The sequence below is a fragment of the Actinoplanes nipponensis genome (assembly GCF_016862275.1).
Taxonomy (GTDB): Bacteria; Actinomycetota; Actinomycetes; order Mycobacteriales; family Micromonosporaceae; genus Actinoplanes; species Actinoplanes nipponensis.
Map to the genome: position 1 here is coordinate 17772 of NZ_BOMQ01000024.1, position 11731 is coordinate 29502.

The 11731-nt window shown below is 76.5% G+C and carries 12 protein-coding genes; 8 read left to right on the forward strand and 4 right to left on the reverse strand.

What is annotated here, in order from left to right:
- The first annotated feature begins 41 nt into the window (after window positions 1-41).
- On the forward strand, window positions 42-776 hold the full coding sequence (locus Ani05nite_RS09200) for an alpha/beta hydrolase family protein (protein WP_203766813.1): 735 nt from the start codon (window positions 42-44) through the stop codon (window positions 774-776).
- On the opposite strand, the gene Ani05nite_RS09205 is transcribed toward Ani05nite_RS09200, so the two are convergent.
- Genes Ani05nite_RS09205 through Ani05nite_RS09215 form a run of 3 tightly spaced genes read right to left on the reverse strand, consistent with a single transcriptional unit; the run spans window position 764 to window position 3650 of the window.
- Window positions 764-1138: a RidA family protein gene (locus Ani05nite_RS09205; protein ID WP_239129536.1), complete on the reverse strand. Its 375-nt coding sequence runs from the start codon at window positions 1136-1138 to the stop codon at window positions 764-766. The two genes, Ani05nite_RS09200 and Ani05nite_RS09205, sit on opposite strands and share 13 nt — an antisense overlap.
- Window positions 1138-2367, reverse strand: a complete 1230-nt coding sequence (locus tag Ani05nite_RS09210) for an amidohydrolase family protein (protein WP_203766815.1) — start codon at window positions 2365-2367, stop codon at window positions 1138-1140. Before Ani05nite_RS09210 ends, Ani05nite_RS09205 begins: the two co-directional genes overlap by 1 nt.
- A complete protein-coding gene (locus tag Ani05nite_RS09215) occupies window positions 2364-3650 on the reverse strand; it encodes a transcriptional regulator (protein ID WP_239129540.1) in 1287 nt (428 codons plus the stop codon). Before Ani05nite_RS09215 ends, Ani05nite_RS09210 begins: the two co-directional genes overlap by 4 nt.
- A gap of 91 nt (window positions 3651-3741) precedes the next feature.
- Between Ani05nite_RS09215 and Ani05nite_RS09220 the strand changes: the two genes are divergently transcribed.
- The 7 genes from Ani05nite_RS09220 (at window position 3742) to Ani05nite_RS09250 (ending at window position 10607) form a co-directional block, all read left to right on the forward strand.
- A complete protein-coding gene (locus Ani05nite_RS09220) occupies window positions 3742-4908 on the forward strand; it encodes an alanine racemase (protein ID WP_203766817.1) in 1167 nt (388 codons plus the stop codon).
- A gap of 9 nt (window positions 4909-4917) precedes the next feature.
- Window positions 4918-6504 carry a beta-N-acetylhexosaminidase gene (locus tag Ani05nite_RS09225; RefSeq protein ID WP_203766819.1) on the forward strand — a complete coding sequence of 529 codons (1587 nt, stop codon included), beginning with the start codon at window positions 4918-4920 and terminating at the stop codon, window positions 6502-6504.
- 165 nt (window positions 6505-6669) lie between these two features.
- Window positions 6670-7155 carry a hemerythrin domain-containing protein gene (locus Ani05nite_RS09230; RefSeq protein WP_203766821.1) on the forward strand — a complete coding sequence of 162 codons (486 nt, stop codon included), beginning with the start codon at window positions 6670-6672 and terminating at the stop codon, window positions 7153-7155.
- Window positions 7156-7201: 46 nt separating this feature from the next.
- On the forward strand, window positions 7202-7549 hold the full coding sequence (locus Ani05nite_RS09235) for a hypothetical protein (protein WP_203766823.1): 348 nt from the start codon (window positions 7202-7204) through the stop codon (window positions 7547-7549).
- Window positions 7546-8520, forward strand: coding sequence for a coiled-coil domain-containing protein (locus Ani05nite_RS09240; RefSeq protein ID WP_203766825.1), 975 nt, complete (start codon window positions 7546-7548; stop codon window positions 8518-8520). Before Ani05nite_RS09235 ends, Ani05nite_RS09240 begins: the two co-directional genes overlap by 4 nt.
- Before the next feature lie 3 nt (window positions 8521-8523).
- Window positions 8524-8973 (forward strand): hypothetical protein, encoded by a 450-nt coding sequence (locus tag Ani05nite_RS09245; RefSeq protein ID WP_203766827.1) that lies wholly within the window; start codon window positions 8524-8526, stop codon window positions 8971-8973.
- A 110-nt stretch (window positions 8974-9083) separates the two neighbouring features.
- A complete protein-coding gene (locus Ani05nite_RS09250) occupies window positions 9084-10607 on the forward strand; it encodes an MFS transporter (protein WP_239129546.1) in 1524 nt (507 codons plus the stop codon).
- On the opposite strand, the gene Ani05nite_RS09255 is transcribed toward Ani05nite_RS09250, so the two are convergent.
- Entirely contained in the window at window positions 10566-11660 is a 1095-nt protein-coding gene (locus tag Ani05nite_RS09255) for an AsnC family transcriptional regulator (protein WP_239129550.1), read from the reverse strand. The two genes, Ani05nite_RS09250 and Ani05nite_RS09255, sit on opposite strands and share 42 nt — an antisense overlap.
- Between the last annotated feature and the right edge of the window lie 71 nt (window positions 11661-11731).

Consider the following 11731-nt stretch of genomic DNA (forward strand, 5'->3'; position numbering starts at 1 on the left):
GCGCGCCGGGCCGGGAACATCGGTTCGCTACCGTGCGGGGCATGGCCGAGACACCGGAGTACCTGCGCCCGTTCGTCCTGTCGCCGCCCGCCCGGGAGCCCGAGCGGGCGGGCAATGTGGACACCTATCGCCCGCCCGGGGAGGGTCCGTTCCCGGTGGTCGTGGTGGTGCACGGGACGCCGTTGCCGCCCGGGCTGACGACCGGACCCCGCGACTGGCCGCTGTACCGCGGCTACGGCGAGCTGCTGGCCGCGGAGGGACTGCTCGCCGTCGTGGTGGAGCACCGGATGCCGGTCACGCCGGGCCCGGACGGCCTCGTGCTGGACTACGCCACGGCGGCGGACCAGGTCGCCGCGGCCGTGACGGCCGCCCGGGCCGATCCGCGCGCCGACGCGGACCGGGTGGTGCTGTGGTTCTTCTCCGGCGGCGCCATGCTCAGCGCCCCCTGGCTCCGCGACGCGCCGCCCTGGCTGCGCGGCGTCGCCCTGACCTACCCGGTGGTGACCCCGCTGCCGGGCATGGTGGCCGGGCCGGGCTACGCCGCCCCGGCCGCGGCGGTCGGGGCCGGCGCCCCGCCGATCCTGCTCACCCGGGTGGGTCGCGAGGACCCCGGCTTCGCCGCGGGGGTGGAGCAGTTCCTGGCCCGGGCGGCCGGCGTGGAGGTCATCGACGTGCCGGACGGGCAGCACAGCTTCGACATCGCCGACCACACCGAGCAGTCGCGGGCGGCGGTACGCCGGGCCGTCGCCTGGGTGCGCGCGCGTCAGGCGGTGTAGAGCACGGCGTCGATCTCGATGTCGAAGCCGACCAGCGGCACCGGCAGGGTGGTGCGCACCGGCAGGTTGTCGCCCTTGATGTACTGCGCGTAGATCTCGTTGAGCTCCGCGAAGTCGGCGAAGTCCCGCAGGTAGACGCCGACCCGGACGGCCTGGTCGAGGCTGGCGCCGGCGGCCTCGGCCACCGCCGCCAGGTTGCGGAAGGCGGCGTGGGCCTGCTCGGCGAAGCTGCCGGTGACCCGGGTGCCGTCGGGCCGCGCCGGGATCGCGCCGGCCAGGTAGACGGTGTCGCCGGCGACGACGGCGTGCGAGTACGGGCCGCCAGCGGGGGCGGCCTTGTCGGTGGTGACGGCGCGGTGCATCAGGAACTCCTCGGTGTCGGTCTCGGGAACTGGTCGGCCAGGCCGTCCGCGCCGACCAGCGGCGCGGCGAGCAGGGCCCGCAGGTCGCGCTCGCGCCGGGCGAGGGCGGCGCGCTGGGCGTCGGTGAGCGGGATCCACGGCGCCGGCGGCGGGTCCAGCCGCGGGGCCAGCCGGCGGCCGGCCACGTACGTCGCCTCGTTGACCAGCCGCAGCGGGGCGTGCCGGACCTGGCGGTGGGCGTCGACCACGGGGAACGCGCCCTCCTCGACCCGGAACACGGCCAGGTCGGCCGGCGCCCCCACGGCCAGCGTCCCGCCGCCCAGCCCGAGCGCCCGCGCGGGCCGTACGGTGGCGGCGGCCAGCACCTCGCTCAGCGGCAGGCCGGCGGCGAGCAGCTTGGCCATCGTGGTGGGCAGGTCGAAGACCGGGCCGTGCACCGAGCGGGCGTGCAGGTCGGTGGAGACGGTGTCCGGCGCCAGCCCCGCCGCGAGCTGCCGTTCCAGCACGTCGAAGGCGAAGCCGCCGGAGCCGTGGCCGACGTCGAACAGCACGCCGCGGTCGCGGGCGGCGTGCACGGCCGGGCCCAGCGGAGTAGCGATGCCGCTGGCGCAGTGCGTCACGATGTCGCCGGGGCGCAGCAGGTCGAGGACCTCGGCCAGCGGCGGCGGGGCCGCGCCGATGTGGACCATGACCGGGACGCCGCAGGTCTGCGCCGCGGCCAGGCCGCGGCGCAGCGGCTCGACGCCGTTGCCGCCGACGGTCTCGCGGTCGATGCGGACCTTGATGCCGCGGATCAGGTCGCGGTGCGCCTGCACGGTGTCGATCGCCAGCGCGGTGTCGCAGACGTCCAGGTCGCGGCTTTCCCCGGTACGCCCGGCCAGCCCCACCGCCGCGATGTTGAGCAGCGCCGGCACCCGCACCTCGGCGCCGGCCGCCACCCGGCGCAGCCCGTCGAGGGTGTACGCCCCCGCCGACCCCGCGTCCACCCAGGTGGTGACGCCGGAGCGCCAGGCCACCGGGCCGGGGTCGATGCCCCAGTAGCCGGGCCCGACGTGGGTGTGCAGGTCGACCAGCCCGGGCGTGACCAGCAGCCCCGACACGTTCACGACCGTGGCGGCGTCGCGCCGCAGCTGCGGTCCCACCGCCGCGACGAGCCCGTCGCGCACCGCCAGGTCGGCCCGTCCGGTCCCGAGCACCTCGCCGCCGGTGAGCACCAGATCGAAGGTCACGCCGCCTCCTCGAGGGCCGCGGTGATGGCCAGCCGGTAGAGCCGGGTGGGCCGGCCCCGGCGATAGGGCTGGGCGCTGCCGTCGGGCACGGCCAGGCGGGACCCGCTCAGCTTGCGGATCAGCCGCCGCCCGCTGGGGTCGGTGATGCCCAGCGACCGGGCCAGCTCGCCGGGGGTGACCGGCCGGCCGGCCAGCCGGCGCTCGATCGCGGCCAGCCGGGACAGCGTGGCCGGGCTCAGCCCGGCCCGCCCGGCCAGCGCCTCCAGCGCGCCGTGCTCGCGGTAGGCGTAGGCCAGCGGCGGGCCGGCGGCGCCGATCGGGCCGATCACCATTCCGCCGGAGATCAGGTACGCGCCCGGCCCGCGGTCCTGCTCGGCCCGGGCGGCGGCCCGCTCGGCCAGCGTCACGCAGAGCCGCGCCGAGTCGCCCTGCCCGAAGCCGGCCACCACGCGGACGCCCAGGCTCTCGCGGGCCGCGGCCAGCAGGGGCAGATCGACCCACTGGCGGGTGGCCGCCGCGAAGAGCGCCGCCGGGGCGAGCACGAGGACGCCGCGCGGCCCCCGGTCGTCGATCCAGGCGTCGGCGAGCTCCGGGGCGGTGCGCAGCAGCTCGCGCAGCCCGGCGCGCTGAGCGGGCTCGGCGGCCAGGAACACCCCGGCGGCGAAGCGCAGCCCGTCGGCGTGCCGGTGCCGGATGCGCAGCGCCAGCTCGTGCAGGTCGGCCCGGATCGTGCCCGGAGTGGGCAGCGCGGGCAGCACGGCCACCTCGCCGGCGAGCGCGGCCGCGACGCCGGTCCGCACGCTGATCACGTACGGGGCGCCGGTGCGGGCCAGGTGCGCGCGGTGGAACGCGACGACGTCGGCGACCGGCTGCTCCGGCTCGAACGGCAGGCTCGCGATCGCCTCCCGGTCCAGCTCCAGCGCCGTGGCCACCTCGTCGACCGTCTCGCGGGCGAAGGTGTCGATGCTGACCGGGGTGGCCGGCCAGCCGTTGCCGCGGGCCCGGGCCCAGGCCAGCGCCAGGTCCAGGGCGGCCGAGCGGGTGACCGCGACCGGCAGCTCCGGCGGCAGCAGGTCCCGGGAGCGGGCATACGGGACCGGCCCGAGCAGCAGCCCGTCCAGCCGCCCGGCCCGCAGCAGCCCGGCGACGCGGTCCCGGATCTCGTCCTCGTGCTCGTAGACCGCCCGGGCCAGGGTGACCCCGCTCAGGGTGCGGGCCGCCGCGGCGAACCGGGCGCGGTGGCTCGCGTGCAGCACCAGGCCGATCACCATCGCCGCCGGCACGCCTCGCCCCGCTTCCGCTCCTGGTGGTTCGTAATTGGTTCGTAGTAGCGTGCGCGACAGCGCCCCCGCGGTCAAGCCTGAGGAGACGGACATGACCCTCGACATCCCGGACGAGCTGATCGACTGGCGGGCCAAGGGCTTCTGGCTGCCCGCGGGCGAGGTGACCGCGCGCGACTTCGCCGCCGCCCGGCACCACCTGTTCGACGGCTCGTTCACCTGGCCGCTGCTGGTGGTCCGGGAGTCCGCGGTACGGGCGAACATCGCCACGATGGCCGCGTACGCGCAGCGCCACGGCTTCTCCTTCGCGCCGCACGCCAAGACCTCGATGGCCCCGACCCTGCTGGAGGCGCAGCTCGCGGCGGGCGCCTGGGCGATGACCGTGGCCACCGCGAGCCAGGCCCTGGTGCTGCGCCGGCTCGGGGCGCCCCGGGTGCTGATCGCCAATGAGGTGCTGGACCCGACCGCGCTGGGCTGGCTGGCCGCCGAGTCGGCCCGCGGCTGGGAGGTGTTCCTGCAGGTCGACTCGGTGGCCGGGGTCGAGGCGGTGGCGGCCGCGGGCGGGTTGCCGGTGCTGGTCGAGCTGGGGCACGCGGGCGGGCGCACGGGTTGCCGTACCGTCGCCGAGGTCGTGGCGGTGGCCCGCGCGGCCGCCGCCGCGCCCGGGGTCACGCTGCTCGGGGTCACCGGCTACGAGGGCGCGCTGCCCGACGTCGCGGCGGTCGACGCGTTCCTGGCCACCCTGGTCGAGTCCGTCCGGGCGATCGCCGACCTGCTCGGCGACGAGGTGCTGGTCTCGGCCGGCGGCAGCGCCTGGTTCGACCGGGTGGTCAAGGCGCTCGAGGGGCAGTGGCTGGAGGGTCACCGGCTGCGGGCGGTGCTGCGCAGCGGCGCGTCGGTGACCCACGACGACGGCTTCTACCGCGAGCGCACGCCGTTCAACCGGGAGCCCGGCGACGGCACCCTGGCCGCGGCGCTGGAGATCTGGGCGCAGGTGCTGTCCACCCCGGAGCCGGGGCTGGCGATCGTCGGCATGGGCAAGCGGGACGCGCCGTTCGACGAGGGGCTGCCGGTCGCCGCGGGGCTCACCGTCACCCGGATGAACGACCACCACACGTACGTGACCGGGGGCTCCCCGGCGGTGGGCGAGCTGGTGCGCTTCGGGCTGTCGCACCCGTGCACGGCGTTCGACAAGTGGCGGTTCATCCCGGTGGCCGACGAGCGCGACGTGGTGGTCGACGTGCTGCACACGTACTTCTGAGCCGGCGCGATGATTCCCCGCCCGGAGAGCGTGGCGTACCAACCCGGTGTCTTCGTGCTGCGCCCGGGCACTCCCGTGGTCGCCGATCCCGGGCTGGCCGGCGTGGCCGCCTGGCTGCGCGGCCTGCTCCCGGCCGGGCGCCCGGCCGACACCCCGGGGCGCATCCGGCTGCGGCTCGACACCGCCCTGGCCGCGGAGGGCTACGTCCTGACCGTCGGCGCGGGCGGCATCGACATCCGCGGTGGCTCCCCGGCCGGGGCCCACTACGGCGTGCAGACCCTGCGCCAGCTGCTGCCCGCGCGGAGCCTGCGCCGGGCGCCGGTCTCCGGCGACCCGCTGCTGGTCCCGGCCGTGCACATCGAGGACGCGCCGCGCTTCGGCTGGCGCGGCGTCCTGCTGGACGTGGCGCGGCACTTCATGCCCGTCGCCGACGTGCTGCGCTTCGTCGACCTGGCCGCGTTCCACAAGCTCAACGTGCTGCACCTGCACCTGACCGACGACCAGGGCTGGCGGATCGAGGTGCCGGGCCGGCCGCGGCTGACCACGGTCGGGGCCTGGCGCCCGCGCACGATGCTGGGCTCGCGGATCCACGGCCGCTACGACGACCGGCCCCACGGCGGCTACTACACCGCCGACGACCTGCGGGAGATCGTCGCGTACGCCGCCGAGCGGCAGGTGACCGTGCTGCCGGAGGTCGACATGCCGGGGCACATGCAGGCCGCCGTCGCGGCGTACCCGGAGCTGGGCAACGGGTTCGCGGGCGGGGTGCGTACCTCCTGGGGCATCTCCCCGCACGTGCTGAACCTCTCCGACGCGGCCCTGGACTTCTGCCGCGAGGTCCTCGACCACGTCTGCGCGATCTTCCCCGGCGAGCTGATCGGCATCGGCGGCGACGAGTGCCCGGTGACCGAGTGGGACACCCCGGCGGCCCGCGCGCGGATCGCGGCCGAGGGACTGGCCGGACCGCACGAGGCGCAGGGCTGGTTCACCGCCCGGATCGCCGAGCACCTGGCCGCCCGGGGCCGCCGCGTCCACGGCTGGGACGAGATCCTCGCCGGCGGCGCGCCGGCCGGCGCCACCATCGCGGCCTGGCGGGGCGCCGCACCCGCGGTCCTGGCCGCCCGCGCCGGACACGACGTCGTGTCCTGCCCGGACACCGCGGTCTACCTGGACTACCGCCAGTCGGACGACCCGGGTGAGCCCACCCCGGTCGGCACGCTGCTCACCCTGGCCGACGTGTACGCCTTCGAGCCGGTCCCGCCCGGGCTCACCGGCGCGGCGGCGGACCGCGTCATCGGCGGGCAGGCCAACGTCTGGACCGAGCACCTGGAGTCCGCGCGCCGGGTCGACTACCAGGTCTATCCGCGGCTGTGCGCGTTCGCCGAGACGGTGTGGGGCCCGCCGGACCGCGACTACGCCGACTTCACCGACCGGCTCGGCCCGCACCTCGCCCGCCTCGACGCGCTGGGCGTCAACTACCGGCCGCCGTCCGGTCCGCGGCCGGGCGACGCCCGGCCGGACGCGCCGGGTCACCCCCGCGAGCTGGCCGACCGGCTGGCCGAGGTGCACGAGATGACGGCGGACCTGCGGCGCTGAGCCGGTGTCGTACCCGAAGGGCGGCCCGGCCACCTCGCAGGACCGGGGTCGCGACCGGCACGGGTTGACGCGCCCGGCGGGGCTTTGATCGGATGGCCGCAGCGTCGCAGTGCACCCGGCGAAGAGGCCGCCGCGGGCACGGAGGCGCCGGACCATGGGACTTCCGTGGAGAGCACATCGAGCGAGTACGCCCGCTTCCTGGCGTACGGCAACCAGTTGATCGAGGTCCACATCGGCCTGCGCGACCTGCTCGCGGATCTCCGCGAGGGCGTGGTCCCCGCCGCCGAGCTGGGCGCGCACTGCCTGGCCTTCTGCGCCGCGGTGACCCGGCACCACACCGGCGAGGACACCCAGGTGTTCCCGCTGCTCGCCGCGCGTGACCCCGGGCTGCGGTCCTTCCTGGCCGGGCTGGAGCACGACCACCGGATCATCGCCGGCCTGCTGACCCGGGCCGGCGCGGTGGCCGCGGAGCTGCGGGACGGGTCCACCGCCGACGGCGCCGCGCGGCTGCGGCAGGAGCTGGACGTGGTCGCCGCCGTGCTGGAGACCCACTTCATCGGCGAGGAGAAGCGGCTCGTGGCCGTGCTGAACGCCATCGACCCGTCCGTGGGATTGACCGCCCTCACCGACCAGGCCGTAGAGTTCCGTTAGCGCTCAGCGCCTCGAGCATCGCTCTCCGTGACCGCAGGGGGTACGCGTGGGTGCAACCCGGGACCGGCTCCTCGCCCGGCAGGCCGAGCTCCGCGTGCGGCACGACGCGCTCGGCGGCCTGGGCGCGGAACCGCCGCACGATCCCGCCCTGCTCGCCCAGGTGTTCGCCGGCACGGACGAGCTCATGACGGTGGTCGAGGAGCTCGCCGCGGCCACCGCCCGCCGCCGGGTGGTGGTGGCGCTCGCGCTGCTCGGCGTAGCGGCGGCCGGGGCCGTGCTGGTGGCATTCGGCGTGCTCCCCGCGTACTGGTTGCTGGCCGTGCTGGCGCTGCTGGTCACGGCGGTGCTGCTCTGGCTCACCACCCGCGCCGCGCCGTCGCGGGCCGGGCCGTGAACGCCGACGCGTCGGGGGATCTGGCCCGGGTCGCCGCCGGGCTGCGCCAGGAGATCCGCAGCAAGGTCGACGGCCTCCGGCGGCAGCTCACCGACGAGCTGAAACGCCTCGACCGGACCGTGGAGCGGCGGGCCCGGGAGACCGCGGCGCGGCTGGACGCCGTCGACGCCCGCCTGGACACCCTCGCCGCCGATCAGGCCGTGCTCCGGCAGCACGTCGAGCGCAGGCTGCGCGACGTCGCGCAGCGGACCGGCCGGCTGGAGGGCGAGATCCAGCAGATCGAGGGGCTGCTGCGCCACCAGCAGGGTCACGTCCCGGTCGACCTCGACGGCGTGCCGGCCGACCTGCGGGTGCTGGTCGACGACGTCCGCGCGGCCGAGCGGATCCGCGCCGGCCTGCTCGACGACGACGCCCGGGCGGCCCGCCGGCGGGACATCGAGCGCTGCGAGCAGGACGAGCACACGCTGGCCGAGACGCGGCAGCGAGCGCTGAGCGCCAGCCGGGCGCTGGCCGTCCGCACGGCCGGCGGCTGGGCGTTCCGCCGGGCCGTCCTCGCCTACCGGTCGGAGCGGAGCCGGATGAGCGAGCTGGAGGCGCAGCTCGCCGCGGCCCGGGAGAAACGTGCGCAGGCGGAGCAGGAGCTGCGCCACGATGCCGCCCAGCAGCAGGCGTTCCGCGCGCATCCCGGCGCCGACGCCGCGGACCGGCTCGCCGGCCGGGTCCGTGACCGGATCGACGATGCCGTCGCCGAGTACCACCTGTTCCCGCCGTGGTTCGTGACCGTGCTGGGACACCGCCCGGCGCCGACCCGGGCCGCGCAGTGGCGGGAGGCCGCGGTCCAGGTGGTGCTCTACCGGATCACCTTCGAGGTCACCGACCGGCTGCTGGCCCTCGGCCCGCCGCCGTCCGGGGGCCACCGGCTGGTCCGGTACGACGCGGTGCAGGCGGCGCTGCGCGGGCTCGAGGAGTGACACGTGCTGTCCTTCACCACCGCGCTGACCGTGGCCGCCGAGCGGGGGATCGCGGTGCTGCCGTACCGGTGGGGTGACGACTCCGCGGCGCGGGTGGCGCGGGAGCAGGGTGCGGTGCTGGCGGTCGGGCGCCGCCGGGGCCGGGAGGGGGGAAAGGTCAGCCTGTCGCCGGACAGCATCCGGCGCAGCGCGGGCATCACCCGGCTCGTGCTGCCCTCACCCAACGGCGCGACGGTCGCCGCTCGGCTGGCCGGGGCCGGGGCCACAGTCGTCGGCGTCGCGCTGCGCAACGCGGACGCGGCCGCGGCGGCCGCGCTGCGACGGCTGGGTGCGGGCGACGCGGTCGCGCTGGCCGCGCAGGTGGACGCCGCCACGGCCGTCCCCGTCCTGGACGAGGGGGGATGGTTCACGACGGAATCCGCGCCTTCCGGCGGTCCGCATGGAACTTTCTGACGTCTCCTATCGACTATGAGGATGGTCCTCACCTGGTCAGCGGTTCGGCTGGCAGATCCGCATGGGGCTGGAGGAGGGTGAGGCGGTCACGCCACGTCAAGGAGAAGCCCGTGCGGAAATGGTGGCCGCTGGTCGCGGTATGCCTCGGAACATTCATGCTGCTCGTCGACGTCACCATCGTGAACGTCGCGCTGCCCGGGATGGCGGTCGACCTCGGGACGTCGTTCAGCTCGCTGCAATGGGTGGTCGACGGCTACGCGCTGGCCCTGGCCGTCCTGCTGCTGGGCGCCGGCGCGCTCGGCGACCTGTTCGGGCACCGCCGGCTCTACATCGGCGGCCTGATCGTGTTCGCGCTGGCCTCGCTGGCCTGTGGACTGGCCGGCGACGACGCCACCCTGATCGCCGCCCGGGTGGTGCAGGGCGTCGGCGCCGCGGCCATGTTCACCACCACCTTCGCCCTGCTCAACAGCGCCTACCAGGGCCGCGCCCGGGGCGTCGCGTACGGCGTCTGGGGCGGCGTGTCGGGCGCGGCGGCCGCCATCGGCCCGATCCTCGGCGGCCTGCTCACCGAGGCCCTGAGCTGGCGGTGGATCTTCCTGGTCAACCTGCCGGTGAGCGTCGCCGCGCTGGTGCTGTGCGGCACCGTGCTGGCCGCCGACCGGGCACCGCGCCGGGGCCGCTTCGACCTGACCGGCACCCTGACCTTCACGGTGGCCGCCGGCGCCCTGACGCTGGCCGTCATCCGGGCCACCTCCGTCGGCTGGGGCGCGGCCCAGACCTGGGGTCTGCTGCTGCTCAGCGGGGTCGCGCTGGTGGCGTTCGGGCTGGTGGAACGGCGCAGCCCGCACGCCATGCTGGACCTGGCCCTGCTGCGCAACCGTTCGTTCGCCGGCATCCTGGTGGCGGCGCTGCTGGTGAACTTCGCGGCGTTCGCGGCGTTCACGTACACCTCGATCTGGCTGCAGACGGTCATCGGCCTGTCGCCCGTGCAGGCCGGCCTGACCGGGCTGCCGATGTCGATCGTCTCGGTGGTGGTCGCCGGCGTCGCCGGCGCCCGGCTGCACGGCCGGTCGCCGCGGCTGATCATCGGCGGCGGGATGCTGCTCATCGGCGCGGGCAGCGCCCTGTGCGCGCTGCTGCTGGGCCCGCAGTCGAGCTGGCCGGCGCTGCTGGCCGGGTACGCGGTGATCGGCGCCGGGGTCGGCCTGGTCATGCCCGCCCTGGCCGAGTCGGCGATGAGCGCGGTCCCGGCCCACCGCGGCGGCATGGCCGGCGGCGCCGTCACGACCGCCCGGCAGCTCGGCTTCGCGATCGGCATCGCCGTGCTCGGCACCGTGTTCGCCGCCCGGGCCGAGGACCACCTCGGTGAGCAGGGCGCGCCGGAGCCGGAACGGGCCGCGCAGGCCCTCGCCGGCGGGCAGGCCGGCCGGGTCCTGGCGGCGTTGCCGGACGGCCTGCGGGACACCGTCGACCGGGCCCTGCACGGCGCGGCCGTGGCCGGGCTGGACGCGGGGTTCCTGGTGGCGGCCGGGGTGGGCCTGCTGGGCGGGATCGCGGTGCTGGTCCTGGTGCGCCCGGCCCCGGCGCGAGACTCAGACGACCGGCGCGCCGAGTACGCCCCCGTCCACGAGTGAGACGGCGTGCTTGACCCGGTTCTGCACCGGCACCGTCTCGCAGCTGCGGATCTCCGGGATGGCGGCCACCTCGGTGGTCAGGTAGCGGTAGAGCTCGCCGGCGTCGCGGCACAGCGCGGTGGCGGTGATGCTGGTCGTGCCGGTCACCGCGGCCGCCCAGACGAGCTGCCGGTGGTCGGCGAGCCGGGCGCCGACCGCGGCCAGGTCGGCCGGCGCCACGGTGAACCACAGGTTCGCCGCGGCCCGGAAGCCCATCAGCGTGGCCGCCACCTCGGTGTCGAAGTACACCGCCTGGGCGGCGGTCAGCGCGGCCAGCCGCAGGGCGACCTTGCGCTGGGTCCAGCCGGTGGCCGCGGCCAGCGCGGCGTACCCGGCCCGGCCGTCGGTGGCCAGGGCGGCCAGCAGCGACCGGTCCCCGGGCTCGACGTGGGCGTCGCCCTCGACGGGGGCGTCGGTCCCGGCCCGGGCCCGGGGCTCGTCCCCGGCGGCCGGCCCCGGCTCGCGACCGGCGCGCAGTCCGGGATCGTGACCGGTCAGCAGCCGCGCGCGTTGCCCGGCGTCCAACTGGGCGTCGCCGGCGATCCAGTCCGTCTCGCCGCGGCCCACGAAGCGGTGCAGCACCTGGTGGGCGCTCAACGACAGCACGTTGGCCGCCCGGGGCAGGTGGTGCAGCAGCCCCTCGTGGCCGTCGCGGCCCTCGGCCACCCGGACCGCGCAGGTCAGCTCGGCGCCCCCGGCCCCGATGGTCACCCAGCTGGTGTCGGTGCGCCGGGCCAGCGCCTGGGCCGTCGTGGTGGCGGTGCCCGGCCGGCAGGCGATCCGCAGCGTCCAGTACGTGTACCCGGGCAGCAGCTCCGGGTTGGCCTGGCCGAAGACCCGGAGCAGCCCGGCGCCGCGCATCCGCTGGTAGCGCCGGGCCACGGTCTGCTCGGACACCTCCAGCACGGCCGCCAGCCGGGCGAAGGGGATCCGGGGGGCGAGGCGCAGGCCCTGGAGGATCTGCCGGTCGAGCCGGTCGATGACGGCGGATTCGATCGCGCTGCGGGCTGCCACGTGCGGAATGGTACGTGGCTGCGTCGGCTGCCGAGTCATGCCGCGTCCCGGATGACGACATCCTGATCCGC